Annotated in this window: 20 protein-coding genes; 11 read left to right on the top strand and 9 right to left on the bottom strand. The window is 63.0% G+C overall.

Annotated features, from left to right (window positions below; translation table 11 throughout):
- Positions 1 to 79 precede the first annotated feature (79 nt).
- From IF103_RS09745 to IF103_RS09735, 3 genes are all read left to right on the top strand, one after another.
- Positions 80 to 1,285 carry an MFS transporter gene (locus IF103_RS09745; RefSeq protein ID WP_027907009.1) on the top strand — a complete coding sequence of 402 codons (1,206 nt, stop codon included), beginning with the start codon at positions 80 to 82 and terminating at the stop codon, positions 1,283 to 1,285.
- Positions 1,286 to 1,364: 79 nt separating this feature from the next.
- Positions 1,365 to 1,910 (top strand): cupin domain-containing protein, encoded by a 546-nt coding sequence (locus tag IF103_RS09740; protein ID WP_023380085.1) that lies wholly within the window; start codon positions 1,365 to 1,367, stop codon positions 1,908 to 1,910.
- 2 nt (positions 1,911 to 1,912) lie between these two features.
- Positions 1,913 to 2,215 carry a DUF7693 family protein gene (locus tag IF103_RS09735; RefSeq protein WP_252189434.1) on the top strand — a complete coding sequence of 101 codons (303 nt, stop codon included), beginning with the start codon at positions 1,913 to 1,915 and terminating at the stop codon, positions 2,213 to 2,215.
- Here the strand turns inward: IF103_RS09735 and IF103_RS09730 are convergent.
- Together IF103_RS09730 and IF103_RS09725 are read right to left on the bottom strand one after the other, a co-directional pair.
- A complete protein-coding gene (locus IF103_RS09730) occupies positions 2,212 to 2,802 on the bottom strand; it encodes a 2-hydroxychromene-2-carboxylate isomerase (protein WP_202676058.1) in 591 nt (196 codons plus the stop codon). The two genes, IF103_RS09735 and IF103_RS09730, sit on opposite strands and share 4 nt — an antisense overlap.
- A 26-nt stretch (positions 2,803 to 2,828) precedes the next feature.
- Positions 2,829 to 3,560 (bottom strand): SDR family oxidoreductase, encoded by a 732-nt coding sequence (locus tag IF103_RS09725; protein ID WP_104882571.1) that lies wholly within the window; start codon positions 3,558 to 3,560, stop codon positions 2,829 to 2,831.
- A 91-nt stretch (positions 3,561 to 3,651) separates the two neighbouring features.
- Between IF103_RS09725 and IF103_RS09720 the strand changes: the two genes are divergently transcribed.
- Together IF103_RS09720 and IF103_RS09715 are read left to right on the top strand one after the other, a co-directional pair.
- A complete protein-coding gene (locus tag IF103_RS09720; protein ID WP_104882572.1) occupies positions 3,652 to 4,215 on the top strand; it encodes a TetR/AcrR family transcriptional regulator in 564 nt (187 codons plus the stop codon).
- Positions 4,202 to 4,795 (top strand): eCIS core domain-containing protein, encoded by a 594-nt coding sequence (locus IF103_RS09715; RefSeq protein ID WP_027907012.1) that lies wholly within the window; start codon positions 4,202 to 4,204, stop codon positions 4,793 to 4,795. Before IF103_RS09720 ends, IF103_RS09715 begins: the two co-directional genes overlap by 14 nt.
- Here IF103_RS09715 and IF103_RS09710 read toward each other — a convergent pair.
- A complete protein-coding gene (locus tag IF103_RS09710; RefSeq protein WP_104882573.1) occupies positions 4,792 to 5,781 on the bottom strand; it encodes a bile acid:sodium symporter family protein in 990 nt (329 codons plus the stop codon). The genes IF103_RS09715 and IF103_RS09710 overlap by 4 nt on opposite strands.
- 121 nt (positions 5,782 to 5,902) lie before the next feature.
- Between IF103_RS09710 and ampC the strand changes: the two genes are divergently transcribed.
- The 3 genes from ampC to IF103_RS09695 all read left to right on the top strand — a co-directional run bounded on the left by ampC (position 5,903) and on the right by IF103_RS09695 (position 8,209).
- Positions 5,903 to 7,051: a class C beta-lactamase gene (gene ampC, locus IF103_RS09705; RefSeq protein WP_104882574.1), complete on the top strand. Its 1,149-nt coding sequence runs from the start codon at positions 5,903 to 5,905 to the stop codon at positions 7,049 to 7,051.
- A gap of 313 nt (positions 7,052 to 7,364) precedes the next feature.
- On the top strand, positions 7,365 to 7,697 hold the full coding sequence (locus IF103_RS09700) for a hypothetical protein (protein WP_023380072.1): 333 nt from the start codon (positions 7,365 to 7,367) through the stop codon (positions 7,695 to 7,697).
- Between the two features lie 89 nt (positions 7,698 to 7,786).
- Positions 7,787 to 8,209, top strand: a complete 423-nt coding sequence (locus IF103_RS09695; protein WP_202676057.1) for a group II truncated hemoglobin — start codon at positions 7,787 to 7,789, stop codon at positions 8,207 to 8,209.
- Here IF103_RS09695 and IF103_RS09690 read toward each other — a convergent pair.
- The 4 genes from IF103_RS09690 to IF103_RS09675 all read right to left on the bottom strand — a co-directional run bounded on the left by IF103_RS09690 (position 8,200) and on the right by IF103_RS09675 (position 10,286).
- On the bottom strand, positions 8,200 to 8,502 hold the full coding sequence (locus tag IF103_RS09690; protein ID WP_023380069.1) for a hypothetical protein: 303 nt from the start codon (positions 8,500 to 8,502) through the stop codon (positions 8,200 to 8,202). The genes IF103_RS09695 and IF103_RS09690 overlap by 10 nt on opposite strands.
- Positions 8,503 to 8,645: 143 nt before the next feature.
- Entirely contained in the window at positions 8,646 to 8,834 is a 189-nt protein-coding gene (locus IF103_RS09685; RefSeq protein ID WP_023380068.1) for a hypothetical protein, read from the bottom strand.
- A 142-nt stretch (positions 8,835 to 8,976) separates the two neighbouring features.
- On the bottom strand, positions 8,977 to 9,297 hold the full coding sequence (locus IF103_RS09680; protein ID WP_023380067.1) for a YbjQ family protein: 321 nt from the start codon (positions 9,295 to 9,297) through the stop codon (positions 8,977 to 8,979).
- Positions 9,298 to 9,398: 101 nt separating this feature from the next.
- A complete protein-coding gene (locus tag IF103_RS09675) occupies positions 9,399 to 10,286 on the bottom strand; it encodes an EamA family transporter (protein WP_202676056.1) in 888 nt (295 codons plus the stop codon).
- A gap of 233 nt (positions 10,287 to 10,519) precedes the next feature.
- On the opposite strand from IF103_RS09675, the gene yghU reads away from it, so the two are divergent.
- From yghU to IF103_RS09660, 3 genes are all read left to right on the top strand, one after another.
- A complete protein-coding gene (yghU, locus tag IF103_RS09670) occupies positions 10,520 to 11,359 on the top strand; it encodes a glutathione-dependent disulfide-bond oxidoreductase (RefSeq protein WP_023380065.1) in 840 nt (279 codons plus the stop codon).
- A gap of 136 nt (positions 11,360 to 11,495) precedes the next feature.
- A complete protein-coding gene (locus IF103_RS09665) occupies positions 11,496 to 13,199 on the top strand; it encodes an amidase (RefSeq protein WP_104881905.1) in 1,704 nt (567 codons plus the stop codon).
- A 136-nt stretch (positions 13,200 to 13,335) separates the two neighbouring features.
- A complete protein-coding gene (locus IF103_RS09660) occupies positions 13,336 to 13,707 on the top strand; it encodes a DUF2784 domain-containing protein (RefSeq protein ID WP_023380063.1) in 372 nt (123 codons plus the stop codon).
- Here the strand turns inward: IF103_RS09660 and tam are convergent.
- Together tam and IF103_RS09650 are read right to left on the bottom strand one after the other, a co-directional pair.
- Complete coding sequence (gene tam / locus IF103_RS09655; protein ID WP_023380062.1) at positions 13,697 to 14,473, bottom strand: trans-aconitate 2-methyltransferase; 777 nt, start codon at positions 14,471 to 14,473, stop codon at positions 13,697 to 13,699. The genes IF103_RS09660 and tam overlap by 11 nt on opposite strands.
- Before the next feature lie 165 nt (positions 14,474 to 14,638).
- Positions 14,639 to 16,048: an amino acid permease gene (locus tag IF103_RS09650; RefSeq protein WP_023380061.1), complete on the bottom strand. Its 1,410-nt coding sequence runs from the start codon at positions 16,046 to 16,048 to the stop codon at positions 14,639 to 14,641.
- Positions 16,049 to 16,179: the final 131 nt, after the last annotated feature.

Below are 16,179 nucleotides of genomic sequence, written 5' to 3'. Positions count from 1 at the left end.
GCGGTCCAGGCCGGTTCGACAACCGATGAGTGCTCTTAATAAGATCGCCCTTTAACGCTGAAACTGCCTGGACTGCCCGATGACTGCTGCAAAGGATCCTGCCACCCTGGGTGTCACACGCACCCTCGACCTGCGCCCCCTGCTGCTGGCCAACATGGCCTGCACCATGTCGATGATGGCCTTCGTGGCCTTGATCGGGCCAATTGCCCGGCTGCTGGGGATGGCGACCTGGCAGGCCGGGGCAGCCGTGACCGTGGCCGGCGTGGTCTGGGTGCTGCTGGCACGCCCCTGGGGGCGCGCGGCCGACCGCCTCGGACGCCGACGCATCCTGCTGCTAGGCAGTGCGGGCTTTACCCTGGCCTACTGGTCATTGTGCCTGTTCGTCGAAGGCGCCTTGCGCTGGCTGCCAGACGCCACCTTGGCGTTCGTCGGTCTGATGCTGGCTCGCGGGCTGATCGGCGCGTTCTACGCGGCCCTGCCGGTGGCCGGCAATGCGCTGATCGCCGACCATGTCGAACCGCAACGTCGGGCCCGAGCCATGGCCTCCCTGGGCGCAGCCAATGCTGTGGGGCTGGTACTGGGCCCGGCGATTGCCGCGCTGTTGGCACGCCACAGTCTGAGCCTGCCGTTTCACATCATGTCCTTGCTACCGGCCACCGCGTTCATCGTGTTGCTGTTCAAGCTAAAGCCGCAACCGTTGGCCCACAGCCATGCGCCGAGCCCGGTGCGCCTGACCGACCCGCGCCTGCGCCGCCCCCTGCTGGTGGCCTTCAGCGCCATGCTCAGCGTCACCGTTTCGCAGATCATCGTCGGTTTCTTCGCCCTCGACCGTTTGCACCTGCCGCCGACCGAGGCAGCCCAGGCAGCCGGCATCGCCTTGACTACGGTCGGGGTGGCACTGATCCTGTCGCAGATCGCCCTGCGCCAGCTGGAATGGCCACCGCTGAAGATGATACGGGTTGGCGCCAGCGTCTCGGCGCTGGGCTTTGCCGGCGGCGCTCTGGCCACGAGCGCGCCCTGGCTCTGGGGTTGCTACTTCGTCGCCGCCGCGGGCATGGGCTTTGTGTTCCCGTCCTTTTCCGCGCTGGCCGCCAATGCCATGCACGCGTCGGAACAAGGCGCCACGGCCGGCTCCGTCGGCGCGGCGCAGGGGATGGGCGCGGTGATAGGGCCACTGGCTGGCACCTTGGTCTACGCGCTGGATCCACGCCTGCCATTCCTTGCGGTTGCCCTGTTGTTGCTGCTGGTCGGGCTGTGGCCAATGCCCCGCGACCAACGCACCTGACAAGCACTGCGCGCAAGGCTTCAGAGTGTGCTTTAATGCGTCGCCCATTATTTTTTACACCTCTGATTACAAGGCGGCTATGGACACGGGGACACGACTCAAACTGGTGCGTGAACGCAACAACCTCTCCCAACGGGAGCTGGCCCGTCGCAGCGGCCTGACCAACTCGACGATTTCGCAGATCGAGCAAAACCGCGTCAGCCCTTCGGTCAGTTCCCTGAAAAAACTGCTCGAGGGGATCCCGATGACCTTGGCGGAGTTCTTCAGCTTCGACGAGCCGGTGCGGGAAGAGCGCTTCGTGTTCCGCGCCAACGAGCAGCCTGACCTGGGCCGCAACGGCCTGCGCATGCTGCTGGTCGGTGCGAGCGTCGAAGCCCGCCAGATGCGTATGCTGCGCGAGCTGTATGCACCAGGCGCCGACTCCGGCGAGCCGATCGTGCATGCCGAGGGCGAAGAATGCGGGCTGGTCACCCGGGGCACGGTCGAATTGTGGGTCGATGGCCAGGTAAGCGTGCTCAACTCCGGCGATGGCTACTACATCCCCACTACCCTGCCGCACAGTTTCAAGAACATCGGTCCGGACGAGGCCGAAATCATCAGCGCCAACACGCCGGCCAACTTCTGACCGTGCCTGAACCCGGCCAGCGCTTGCACTCCCGGGCCGTTTACCAGTGCCTGCGCGAGACGGCCCTCGGCGTTCACTCGCTGCAGGTTCGCGCCCGTGATGGGCATGGGCTGGTCGAAGTGGACATCGACGGCTGGCAGCTGACCCTGGCCGTGGATGCCGAAGGCCTGGCCCATTGCGTGCGCTGCCAGTCCCCCGAGGGCCTGCAGGCCGATCTGGAAGACTGGCAACGCTACGGCAGCAACCCCACCGACCTGCTCAGTCTCTGGGAGCGTACCCAGCTCGAGAAACTGCTGGCTGGCTAACGCAACGCACCTTCGACGAAGTCCAGGCGATCCTGCCCGAAGAACATCTGCCCATCGACAAAGAACGTCGGTGCACCGAACACCCCACGCGCCACTGCTTCTTCGGTCACCTGCTTGAGCGTCGCCTTGACCTGTGGCTCGGCGGCCAAGGCCTGGAACGCGGCAGGGTCGAAGCCTGCCTGGCGCAAGGTAACGTCCAGCACTGCAGCATCCCCCAGGTTCAACTGCTTCGCCCACAGGCCGGTGAACAGCACGTCGAGCAACGTTTCGAAGCGCTCGGATGCCAGCAATTGCGTGCCGGTCAAGCCGCGCATCAGGCTCAGGGTGTTGATCGGAAAGCCCGGGGGCATGGCGAACGGCACGCCATAGCGCGCAGCGAAGCGCCCCAGGTCGGTGAACATGTAGCGCCCCTTGGCCGGGATCATGGCGGGTGAAGCATTACCGGTCGCCTGGAACACACCGCCCAGCAACAAGGGTCGGTAGCGAAGCTCGGCGCCGTGGCGGTCGCAGATACCCGCCACTTGGGTCCAGGCCAGATAGCTGGCCGGGCTGCCCAGATCGAAGAAAAACTCGACAGTCTTGCCCATTGAAAGCTCCTTGTTCGACATAGGGGTCACCAGCGCTCCATCCATGGTCGCAGATCCAGCTCGAAGGTCCAGGCGTCCCGTGGCTGGACATGCAGGAACCAGTAGCTGTCGGCGATATGTGCCGGGTCGAGGATACCGTCCTGGTCCTTGAGGGCGTAGCGCTCGGGGAAGCTGTCGCGAATGAAGGCGGTGTCGATGGCCCCATCGACCACCACATGGGCGACGTGAATGTTTCGCGGGCCCAGTTCACGGGCCATGCTCTGGGCCAACGCGCGCAAGGCATGCTTGGCCCCGGCGAAGGCGGCGAACCCGGCAGCGCCTCGGGTGCCAGCCGTGGCACCGGTGAAGAGGATCGTGCCGCGCTCGCGCATCACCATCCGCCGGGCAACCGCCTGTGCGGTCAGGAAGCCGGCGAAGCAGGCCATTTCCCAGATCTTGAAATACTTGCGGGGCGTTTCCTCGAGAATGCTGCACGGCACATTGGCGCCGATATTGAAGACAAACGCCTCGATCGGGCCAATGTCGCGCTCGATGGTCTCGATCAGCTGCGTCACCTCTTCTTCCTTGCGGGCATCGGAGCCAAAACCATGGGCCTGGCCGCCCGTAGCGCGGATCTCGTCCACCAGGGGTTGCAGCTTCTCGGCCTGGCGTCGTGTGACGCAGGCGGTGTACCCCTCGCGGGCGAAACGCTTGGCAATTTCCCCTCCGGTGGCATCGCCGGCACCGATCACCAGCACTACTTTTTGTTGTTCTGTCACGACCCGCCTCCATTAGTGAACGATCACTTAGTAAACGAACGCTATGTTATGATCGCCCCCATCGTCAAGTCAGGGCGCGAGGGGGTTTCGGATGCGCTATTCCACCGAACACAAGCAACAAACGCGAGAAAGACTGCTGGCCAGCAGCGGCGCGCTGGCCAAGCGTGGCGGCTTCTCCAGCACCGGCGTGGCCGGGCTGATGAAGGCCATTGGCCTGACCGGCGGCGCCTTCTACAACCACTTTCCATCCAAGGACGATTTGTTCACCGAAGTGGTCCGCCAGGAGTTGTGCAACAGCCCACTGGCCCGCCTGGCCAATCGAAGCACCAGCAAGGCACGCCTGGCACGCTGTCTTGAGCAATACCTGAGCCTGGCTCACCTGCACAATCCCGAGGGTGGTTGCCCGTTGCCCCCGCTAGGTGTTGAAATCGCTCGGGCCGAGCCACAGGTGCGCGAGGAAGCCGAGCATTGGCTGGTAGCCCTGCATGATGCGTGGAGCGAAACGCTGCAAGACCCGCAACTGGCCTGGGTGCTGATCAGCCAGTGCGTGGGCGCCCTGGTGGTCGGGCGCATGATGGTCAGCGAACACGTGCAAACCCAGGTGCTGGATGCCAACCGTACCTTCGTCGACAAGGCCTTGAATGAAGCTCTCTAGTCTTTTGCTTGGCCTTGTGCTGTCTGCCCCCGCATTCGCCGAACAAGCCTGCCCTCCTGGGCAATACCAGGTGTGCCTGATGGGATGCTTCTGCGCGCCGATCGACCCCGGCCAGGCCGGGCAGATTCTCAAGGACGTCGAGGTCGTCGCCTCCAGCAGCCTGGTGTTCGCCCTGCAGCAGGCCCGCGACGAAGCCACGGCCAGCGGCACACAGCCCATTCCGCTGCATATCCGGGTACAACTGGAACCCTGGTACGATTTCGCCGTGCTCGACGCCGCACGTTACCGGGTCGGCGACGAGCAACAGGTGAGCGCCGCCAATGCCCTGCTGCAGAACCCTGACGTGAATGCGGTCACGCTCATCGACACCATCATATTCCGCCACGCGACCGATGCCGAGGACAACGTGGCGCTGTGGGCGCATGAACTCAAGCACGTTCAGCAGTATCAGCAATTGGGCGTGGAAGAGTTCGCGCGGCGCTACACCCGAAATTACGAGGAGCTGGAAGCGCCGGCTTACAAGATCGAGGCTCAGGTGAATAAGACCCTGCGCCAGCGAGGCTCGGGTCAGGCGCGCTAGCCGTTGGTGACAACCTCACCCGCTTCATCGCGACTGGCGTAGCGCTGCGCCAGTACCGCGCAGACCATCAGTTGGATTTGGTGGAATAACATCAACGGTAAAATCATCGCCCCGATACCGCTGCCTACGAACAGCACCTGCGCCATGGGCACACCGGTGGCCAGGCTCTTCTTCGAACCTGCGAACAGAATGGTGATGCGATCCTCGAGGTTGAACTCCAGCACCTTGCCCAGCATATGGGTGCCCAGGAGCACCACGGCCAGCAGGATGGCGCACACCGCGAACAACCCTGCCAGGTGCTGCGAGGAAACGGTGTGCCACAAACCCGTGACCACGGCCTCGCTGAATGCGGTGTAGACCACCAGTAGAATCGAACCTTGGTCGACCAGCTTGAGCCAGCGTGCATTGCGCTTGACCCAGTTGCCGATCCAGCGGCGGGCAACCTGGCCGGCCAGGAACGGCACCAGCAACTGAAGAGTGATCTTCAGCACCGCGTCCAGGCCCGAACCGGTATCGCCACTGGCACCCAGCAACATCATCACCAGCAACGGCGTGAGAAAAATACCCAGCAGACTGGAAGCCGCCGCGCTGCAGATGGCTGCTGGCACGTTACCGCGGGCCAGCGAGGTAAAGGCGATGGCCGACTGCACCGTGGCCGGCAACGCGCACAAATACAGCACGCCCAGGTACAACTCGTTGCCCACCAGCGGCACGAACAACGGCTTGAAGGCCATCCCCAGCAAAGGAAACAGCACGAAGGTGCAGGAGAATACCAACAGGTGCAGACGCCAGTGGCCGGCACCGGCAATGATGGCCTCACGCGACAATTTGGCGCCATGCAGGAAGAACAGCAGGCCGATGGCCAGGTTGGTCAACCAGCCAAAGTACAACGCCCCATCACCCGAGCAGGGCAGCACGGTGGCAATGAACACCACACTGAGCAGCGCCAGGGTGAAATTGTCGAATAACATGCGCAAATACTTCATCACAGATTCCGTCTTGTCATTGTGCTGGGGCAGACGATAAGGTCTGGGCCTTTTTCCCGCTAACGCCGGAACCCCCGCCGGTATCGCTGAACGGACACTCCGTCGCACAGGACCCGCCCCCATGTCACGCTTTCTTCTTGCCACGCTGGCTACCGCTACTTCCCTCGCCTGGGTCCATGCCTCGGCCCACGCCGATGACACCCTGCAAGCACGGGTGACCCAGACCATCCGCCCGCTGATGCAGGCGTACGGGATCGCCGGCATGGCAGTGGGGGTCTACCACAAGGGCCAGGCGCATTACTTCAGCTTTGGCGTGGCCGACAAGGCAGCGGGCACACCGGTCAGCGCCGATACCCTGTTCGAGGTCGGTTCGCTGAGCAAGACCTACACGGCCACCCTCGCGGCCCTGGCCAGTGCCGAAGGCAAGCTGGACCTCGATGCGCCTGCCCGCCGCTACCAGCCCGCACTGGCCGGCACGTATCTGGGTGATGTCAGCGTGCTGGAGCTTGGTGCCTACAGCGCCGACTGCCTGCCCTTGCAGTTCCCCGACGATGTGCAGACGCCACGGCAGGTGCTGACGTTCTTCCGCCAGTGGAAACCGCACAGTGAGCGCGGCACTCAGCGCTGCTACTCGAACCCCAGCATTGGGCTGTTTGGCGATCTTGCAGCACGCGCCCAGCATCGGCCTTTCGACCCGTTGATGACCCAGGGGCTATTGCCGCGAATGGGTCTGGAGCACACCTATCTGAACGTCCCTCCCGAAGCGCGTAGCCTCTACGCCCAGGGTTATGACGCCCAGGACCAACCCGTTCGGGTCAACCCCGGCCCATATGCCGACCCGGCGTACGGCATCAAGACCAGCGCCACCGACCTGCTGCGTTACGTACGCCTGCACATGCAACCCTCCGCCTTGCCTCAACCCCTGCAGGAGGCCACCGCGATCACCCAGGCAGGTTACTTCCAGGTCGGCACAATGACTCAGGGCCTGGGCTGGGAGCGCTACCCCTACCCTGTCGACCTGCAGACCCTCGTCAATGGCAACAGCCCCAGGCTGATCCGCGAACCTCAGAGCACCCAACGCCTGAAGCCTGCCAGTCCCGCCTTGCGCAACGCCTGGTACAACAAGACCGGCTCCACCAATGGCTTTGGTGCCTACGCCGTATTCATTCCCTCCGAAGGCCAGGCCGTGGTGCTGCTAGCCAACCGCAACTACCCCAACGAGGCGCGGGTTCGGGCTGCATGGCAGATTCTGTCCGGCCTGTCGCATTGACCGGCGACACCCTTGAAAAGGCCCCGACAGGTGGATTGTCCGACAAGATGTAGTGAGAAAAAATATTCACTACAAAACGGTTGACGCCGTTCATCCGCCTTGGGCATGATGAGGCCGTCTCCCTGATCGGGAGCGGTGGCAAGGGTATTCCAGACGGCCTGCGCGGTAACGCAGGCCGTTCGTGGAGAGGGAACTGTCCAAAAGGCAGCGTGAGAAAGCCCCTGTTGCGATGCTGCTGTAGCAGCCGTGGTAGTGCGCTACACCGTGGTGGCGCCAACTGTGAAAATCACAATCAATAGGTAATGGGGGCTTTATGATGAACTTGAACAACAATCCCACGATCGACCAACTGTCCAAGCTGTTCGCCGCACGCAAGGACAGCCTCGACGATCACCTGCTGTGGGTCAGCCAGACCGGTGAGGTACGCCTCGACCGTCTGCCGCCAAACACCGTCGAAGATGAATTCGAAGCGCACCTGCCCAGCATGCGCGCACGCTTCAAGGTCTACCGCCGTGGCCAGGGCTACGTCGGCAAGAAGGCCGCCGCCGACACCGAGTTCGTAGGCCGCGTCCTGCAGACCCTGCAGGAGGAATGGCCCGCCGCCCGCGAGCGGCAGGCGATCAAGGTGATCGATTCGATCAACTGATCGAGCACGCCTCCTCATCAGCCCGGCCCGCAACGGCCGGGCTTTTTCATGCCTGTTAAACTGTCGGCCCCTGGACCTTGGAGCCCTTGATGAACACTCCCGCATTCGGCACCGGCGATGCCTCTTACCAGGCCGCAGGCGGTATCGATGGCATGCGCCGCCTGGTCGATGACTTCTACCGCCTGATGGATGAAACACCGGCAGCCGCCAGCGTACGCCAGATGCACCCGGACGACCTGAGCGGCTCACGGGACAAACTGGCCTGTTTTCTCAGTGGTTGGTTGGGTGGCCCACGCCTGTACAGTGAACGCTACGGCTCGATCGCCATCCCATCGTTCCATGCGCAGTGGCCGATCGACGCACAGCACGCCAGCGTCTGGCTGACTTGCATGCGCGATGCCATTGCCCTGCAACGGTGGGACCCGGCGTTCTCCGACTACCTGCTACGTCAGTTGCACGTCCCTGCGCAACGCATCGTCCAGGCGTCTGAAGCCCGGCACGCTCAAGCTTGACGGCGTAGCACGGTGGTTGGCAGTGGCAGTGCACCTGTGGCCAGTGCTCGCGCGCGGTCCACACCCCACACCAGTGCGCGGGTCATGGTTTCGCCAGGCCGCGCTGGATAATACTCCTCAAGCAGCGCCTTGCCGTCCTGGGCATACAAGCCAAGGAACAGCTGCGTCGCACCCAGGCGCGACAGACGTACCTGAACATCGAGCGTGGTGCCATCGCTCAGCGCCTCGTCATGACAGCGGCTGTGCAGCTGGGCGTCAGCCCACTGCCAATAAGTCTCTTCCCTGATGCGCATGGAAAAACAATCCTCCTTTTCTGACATGCCGCGCAAGAAGACCACAAGCGCCGCGATCCGGCGAGCGCTACCCCTGGATACCATGAGCTGGATCAAGCAACCAAAACAAAAACCCCGCCGTTCGGCGGGGTCTTGGGTCAGCGTTACTTCTTCGCAGGTAGCCGGGGCGTGAAACGGCCCTTCTTGTAGCGCTGCAAATGCGCAGGCTTGAGCTGCTCTGACTCGTCCAGGGTCATGTTGGCAAAGCCCAGGCGAAACGACGACTGGCCGCACCATACCTGGCTGTTGATTGGGAATGCGTCGTTCGTGTCTTCGAAAAAGGACTCGCTCATGCCCCGTCTCCCTCAAGTGACGACCGCGTCGGCAGGTAGATGACATGCCCAGGAAAAACGCGGTCTGTTGAAGAAAGAGACTAGCCAGTCATTTGCAGACTGCCCGGGCAAAACATCCAAACCCGACCAGTGGCAAAAAGCCTTACCTCAACCGCACCGCCGTACCAGTGGCGAACACCACGACCATTCCGCCCTGCACCGAGGGCATGCTGATCTCGAAATCGACCCCCACCACTGCATCGGCTTGCAACTGCCGTGCCCGAGCCTTCAGTTCTTCGGTGGCCTGTTCGCGGGCCTCGCGCAATGCGCTTTCCAGGGTCTGCGAACGCCCCCCGAAGAAGTCCCGAAAGCGTGCGAAGAAATCGCGCACAAAGTTGATGCCCTGCACCGATTCAGAGCTGACTACCCCGAGGTACTCGGCAATCGGGCGGCCTTCGAGCTGGCTGGTGGTGGAAATGATCATGGGCGTGCTCCGTGGGCCTGGCAAAAGAGGCCCAGTCTAACAAAGCCCTCGCCCGCATTGCGGCGCTTGCCCGTTGCAACTGAACGCGGGTGTGTTTTCAGTTATTGCGCGCTGGCCGCCCTCAAGCGCTGCCCCAGCTTCGGCCCGAAGACATTGACCAGCAGCCCGGCCATCACCAGCAACGCGCCCCATCCCTGCACGGCGGTCAACCGTTCACCCAGCAACCACGCCGAGGAACTCAAGCCAATCACCGGAACCAGCAACGAGAACGGTGCCACCTTGCCCGCCGGGTAGCGCGACAGCAGCTTGCTCCAGAGGCTGTAGCCGAGCATGGTGGCGACAAAAGCCAGGTAAGCCAGGGCCAGAATCGAGCTCCAGCTGATGTTGGCCAATGCATGACCGATGCGCTCTGGCCCCTCCAGCCACCACGAAAGCGCCAGGAACGGCAATGGCGGAATCAACCCGCCCCAGATCACCAGCGCCACCAAGTCCACCGAGCCGAAGCGCCGGGTAATGATGTTACCCAGGCCCCACATGGCACCGCCGCACAATGTCAGCAGCAGCGCCACCATCGGCACGTGCCCGCTGTCCTCGCTGCCGATCAGCGCCAGGCCGCTCGCCGCCACCAGTAACCCGAGTACGCTGGCCAGGCGCAACCGCTCCCCCAGAAACAGCGCAGCGAAACCAAGGGTGAAGAACGCCTGGGATTGCAGCACCAGCGAAGCCAGCCCCGGTGGCATCCCGCTGTACATGGCCTGGAAGAGAAAAGCGAACTGGCCCAGGGAGATGGTCGCACCGTAGCCAATCAGCCAGCGCCAGGGCAGCTTCGGGCGCTTGACCAGCAATATGGCCGGAAACGCCACCAACACGAAGCGCAACGCCCCCAGCAACATCGGTGGCAGACCGTCGAGGCCAACCTTGATGACCACGAAGTTGACTCCCCACGCGATGATCACCACCAGGGCGATCAGCAGGTCCTTGAGCGGCATTGCGGCTTCCTTCTTCAGGCGTTCTAGACATATTTCGTTACAGCATAAAGGCATTTCTTCGGCAGGGACCAGCACAGTTGGCGGCCAGCCTTGCGCAACAGTGCCGCTGTTATGCTACCTGCCGCTGTCGAGGTTCAGGTTAGGGCGCCCTGTTTCGCATGCATCGGTTGCATTTGCCCTCGGCGCCCAACCCATGGCATAGATGCAAGTCTTTGCAGGTAGGAGATCCGCGTATGAGCAAGTCCCCTTACGTTCCGCCCAAGGTCTGGCGCAACGAGGCCGCTTCCGGCGGCCAGTTCGCCAGCATCAACCGCCCTGTCGCTGGCCCGACCCATGACAAGGACCTGCCGGTGGGCAAACACCCCCTTCAGCTTTACTCCCTGGCCACGCCCAACGGCGTCAAGGTCACCATCCTGCTCGAAGAATTGCTCGCCCTCGGCCACACCGGTGCCGAATACGACGCCTGGCTGATTCGCATCGGCGAAGGCGACCAGTTCTCCAGCGGCTTCGTGCAGGTCAACCCGAACTCGAAGATTCCCGCCCTGCTCGACCGCAGCGTCGAACCTGCGGTACGGGTGTTCGAGTCAGGCTCGATCCTGCTGTACCTGGCCGAAAAGTTTGGCGCTTTCCTGCCCAAGTCCCTTGCTGCCCGCACCGAAACCCTGAACTGGCTGTTCTGGCAGATGGGCGCGGCCCCCTACCTGGGCGGAGGGTTTGGCCACTTCTATGTGTATGCCCCGGAGAAATTCGAGTACGCCATCAACCGCTTCACCATGGAAGCCAAGCGCCAGCTCGACGTGCTGGATCGCCGCCTGGCCGAAAGCCGTTACCTGGGTGGCGATGAATACAGCATCGCCGATATCGCCGTATGGCCATGGTACGGCCAGCTGGTACGCGGCAACCTGTATGGCGCCGCAGAGTTCCTGGCGGTGGATGAGTACCCGAACGTTCAGCGCTGGGCCGAGCAGATCGCCGCACGCCCGGCGGTACAGCGCGGCACACGGGTGAACCGCACCTGGGGCGACGAAGCCAGCCAGGTGGCGGAACGGCATTCGGCGACAGACCTGGCCTGAGTGCACCGGGCCGCTTGGCGGCCCCATCAATGCCCGCCTGCAAAAAACCATTTCTCCCGCGCAAACCTGCTTCCCCCGAAACCTTCTTGTACACTCCTCGCATTAGCCCCCACCTTGCACAATTTTTGGTGAAAGCATGATCGAGGTAACCGAGGTTTCCATTGCCGAGCTGCGCGATGCACTTGAGTCGGGCCGCACGACGGCGGTCGAGCTGGTCAAGGCCTATATGGCGCGTATCGACGCCTACGATGGAGCCAATACCGCCACTGCCCTGAACGCCGTGGTCGTGCGCAACCCAGACGCACTCAAGGAGGCCGAAGCGTCCGATGCGCGTCGCGCCAAGGGACAGACCCTGAGCCCGCTGGACGGCATTCCTTACACCGCCAAAGACAGCTACCTGGTCAAAGGCCTTACCGCCGCCTCCGGCAGTCCGGCCTTCAAGGACCTGGTCGCCCAGCGCGACGCCTTCACCATCGAGCGCCTGCGTGCGGCCGGTGCGGTGTGCCTGGGCAAGACCAACATGCCGCCCATGGCCAACGGCGGCATGCAGCGCGGCGTCTACGGCCGCGCCGAAAGCCCGTACAACGCCAACTACCTGACCGCACCGTTCGCGTCCGGCTCCTCCAATGGTGCCGGAACTGCCACCGCCGCCAGCTTCAGTGCCTTCGGCCTGGCCGAGGAAACCTGGTCCAGTGGTCGCGGCCCAGCCTCGAACAACGGCCTGTGCGCCTATACCCCCTCTCGCGGGGTGATTTCGGTCCGTGGCAACTGGCCACTGACCCCGACCATGGACGTGGTGGTGCCTTATGCACGGACCATGGCCGACCTGCTGGAAATTCTGGATGTAGTGGTCGCCGACGACGCCGACAAGCGTGGCGACCTGTGGCGCCTGCAACCTTGGGTACCGATTCCGGCGGCCTCGACCGTGCGTCCGACCTCGTACCTCGACCTGGCGGTGGATGCCAGCGCGCTCAAAGGCAAGCGTTTCGGCGTGCCTCGCATGTACATCAACGCCGATCCCGAAGCCGGCACTTCCGAAAAGCCTGGCATCGGTGGCCCGACCGGTCAGCGCATCAACACCCGTGCCAGCGTCATCGACTTGTGGCAAGAGGCACGCAAGGCGCTGGAAGCCGCCGGTGCCGAGGTGATCGAAGTGGACTTCCCGCTGGTGTCAAACTGCGAAGGCGACCGTCCGGGTGCACCGACCGTGTACAACCGTGGCATCGTCAGCAAGGAATTCCTTCACGACGAACTGTGGGAACTGTCAGGCTGGGCCTTCGACGATTTCCTGCGCGCCAACGACGACCCCAAGCTCAACCGCCTGGCCGACGTCGATGGCCCACAGATCTTCCCCCACGACCCCGGCACCCTGCCCAACCGTGAAGACGACCTGGCCGCGGGCATGGACGAATACGTCAACATGGCCAAGCGCGGCTTGAAGACCTGGGACCAGATCGAAACGCTGCCCGACGGCCTGCGCGGGCTGGAGAAAACCCGCAAGATTGACCTGGAAGACTGGATGGATAACCTGGGCCTTGACGCGGTGCTGTTCCCTACCGTGGCCGACGTGGGCCCGGCCGATGCCGACGTAAACCCCGTGTCGGCGGACATCGCCTGGAGCAATGGTATCTGGGTAGCCAACGGCAACCTGGCGATCCGTCACCTGGGCGTGCCGACCGTCACCGTACCGATGGGCATCATGGCGGATATCGGTATGCCCGTAGGCTTGACCTTCGCCGGTCGCGCTTACTCCGACAATGCCCTGCTGACCTTCGGTGCAGCATTCGAGTCCACCGGTTCGCGACGCATGATCCCGCCGCGCACGCCTGCCCTGGTCTGAGTCAGCACATCGTCGGCAAACCGGCTCCTACACAATCCTCGCCGAACCTGTAGGAGCCGGCTAGCCGGCAACAAGACCCGTGCTGCCCCATCAATTGTCTTATGCTGAGCGTTCCTGAACCCAGCGATAAGCCCTCATGCTCTTTCGCCTGACCGCCGACACCTTGGTCCTACTGCACCTGGCCTTCATCCTGCTGGTGCTGTTGGGCGGGCTGTTGGTGATCCGCTGGCCTCGCGCCTTGCTCGTTCACCTGCCAGCCCTGGCCTGGGGCCTGGCCGTGGAATGCCTGCACCTGGGTTGCCCCCTGACGACGTGGGAAAACCGCATGCGCAGTGCCGCAGGAGATGCCGGTTACGAAGGCGGCTTCGTCGAGCATTACATCTGGCCCTTGATTTACCCCGCCGGCTTGACCGAACGGACTCAGTTGCTGCTGGGCACGCTGGTGCTGGTGGTCAACCTCGCCCTTTATGGTTACATCGTCTGGCGCAAGCGCCGGCTCAGCGGGTAGCCACCACGAACAGCCGTGGGAACGGCAACAACACCTTACCGTCGGTGGCCGGGGGGTAGTCGCGCTGCATGGCTTGCAGGTACAACTGCAGAAAATCGGCCTGCTCCTGCGCGTCCAACTTTGCCAAGTAAGGTCGCAGCGCCGAGCCCTTGAACCACTCCACGACTGCCTCGGCGCCTCCCGCCAAGGGGTGATGGTAGGTGGTGCGCCATACATCCACGCGGGCGCACAGGGGGCTGAGCAGGTCATAGTAATAGGCTGCGCTGTGCCGGGGCGGCAGGACATGGTCAGCGAACTTGTCGGCCCAAGGGCCCTGGCTGGCGATTTCACGCAACCGCCGGTGCGCAGGTTCGTCCAGGTTGTCGGGCGTCTGCACCGCGAGACTGCCGCCCTCGCACAGCTGGTGAACCAAATGAGGGTACAGCGATCCGTGGTCCGGCAACCACTGCAACGACGCATTGGCCAGGATCAGGTCCTGCGGTTTCGATGCGGTCCAAGTGGCGATATCGGCCTTCTCGCAACGCACCCGCAGCACGCGCAACCGTTGCCGCTCAAGCGCCTTGTTGATCATGTCCTGGTCGTTGTCCAGGGCCACAACCTGGGCATCGGGACAATGGTGCAGCAGGACTTCGGTAGAGTTTCCAGGGCCGCAGCCCAGGTCGGTGGCGTGGTGCACCGCGCGCTGCGGCACCGCGGCGAGCAGGTCGCGCACGGCGCGGGTGCGTTCATCTTCGAAAAGCGAATACTGATTGGCGGACCAGGCCATGGCGGGTTCCTTTTGGCGGGCAATGCTCGAAGCATAAGCCATGTGCCCATACTTAGGGTCATGCGCTTGCTCACACTTTCGGTAACGCCGCGTGGCGCCTCCACCATCACGAAAAAAAACGGCCGGCCTCCCGAAGAAGCCGGCCGTCTCTCAAGCGTTGAACGCTTAGTGTTGCTTGCCAGTACGGATCTGGTGCACCACACCCATGGCCACCACGATGGCAGCGGCGATGCCGGTGGAGATCACCAGGATCTGGTAGTCAGGCATGAATGCCATGGTCACCAGGGCTGCCACGATGAAAGCGATCACCAGGTAGGTCAGCCAAGGGAACAGCCACATCTTCAGGCGCACTTCCTTGCCCTCGGCGATCAGCTTGCGGCGCATTCGCAGCTGCGAGAAGGCAATTACCAGGTACACCAGCAAGGCGATCATGCCAGTGGTGTTCATCAGGGTTTCCAGTACGTCCTTCGGACGCAGGGTCTCGCTGAAATTGATCAGCGCACACACCACGGCCACGGCGCAGGAACCGATGATCGCGTACACCGGAACACCGGTGCCGGCACGGGTGATCTTGAAGAACGACGGCGCGTCGCCACGCTGGGCCAGGGAGAACAACATGCGCGAAGCGGTGTAGTGACCGGAGATCAGGCAGCTGCTGACCGACGTCAGTACCACGAAGTTCATCAGCAGTTCTGCGTACGGCACACCCAGCAGTTCCAGGGTACGACGGTAGGCGCCGTAGCCGGACTCACCCAGGTGCGGGTCGTTCCATGGAACCAGGCAGACGATCAGGAAGATCGAGCCGACGTAGAACAGGCACACGCGCCATACCACCGAGTTGGTGGCCTTGACGATCTGGGCGGCCGGGTCCTTGGCTTCGGAAGCCGCGATGGTCACGATTTCAGCGCCGAGGAATGCGAACATCACCCCCAGCAACGCACCGATCACGGTGGTGATGCCATTGGGCATGAAGCCTTCGGCGGTCAGGTGGCTGATGCCACGGACTTCACCGAACTGCCAGATATTCATGACCGCGGCAGTACAGATCACCAGGAAGCAGACAATCGCGACCACCTTGATCAGCGCGAACCAGAACTCGAATTCGCCGTAGTGCTTGACGTTGAAGAAGTTGACGGTGATCAGCACCAAGGTCGTGGCCAGCACGAATACGTTGACGCTCACATCGGGGAAGAAGCCGTGCAGGATCTTGCCCGCCACGTAGGCCTCCCAGGCCATCAGGATGACCCAGTACCACCAGTACAGCCAGCCGATGGTGAAGCCGGCCCAGCGGCCAATGGCGCGGTCGGCGTAGGTCGAGAACGAGCCGGTGTCTGGCGAGGACGTCGCCATTTCACCCAGCATTCGCATGATCAGGACCACCAGGATGCCGCCGGCGAGATACGCCAGCACAGCGGCCGGGCCGGCACTGTGAATCACGCTGCCGGAACCGACGAACAAGGCGCCGCCGATTACCCCGGCGATCGACATCATCGTCAGGTGGCGCGACTTGAGCGAAGCGCTGAGCTTGCTCTCGTGCTCGCCCTTGGCGGTGGTGGTTGTGGATGTTGCTCCCATCAGTTGTGTACCCCGTGCTTCTTTTTATCCAAGGAAAACTGTGAGACCCCGATGGCTAGCGGTCTCACCTGTACATCAGCGCTAATGCGGGCAGGAAGGTGTGCACAAGCACACGCAGGCCTTCCATGGCG

This window comes from Pseudomonas sp. SK2, from assembly GCF_016772395.1.
In the GTDB taxonomy this organism is placed as follows: domain Bacteria; phylum Pseudomonadota; class Gammaproteobacteria; order Pseudomonadales; family Pseudomonadaceae; genus Aquipseudomonas; species Aquipseudomonas taiwanensis.
This window is presented reverse-complemented; position numbering and strand designations above follow the sequence as displayed.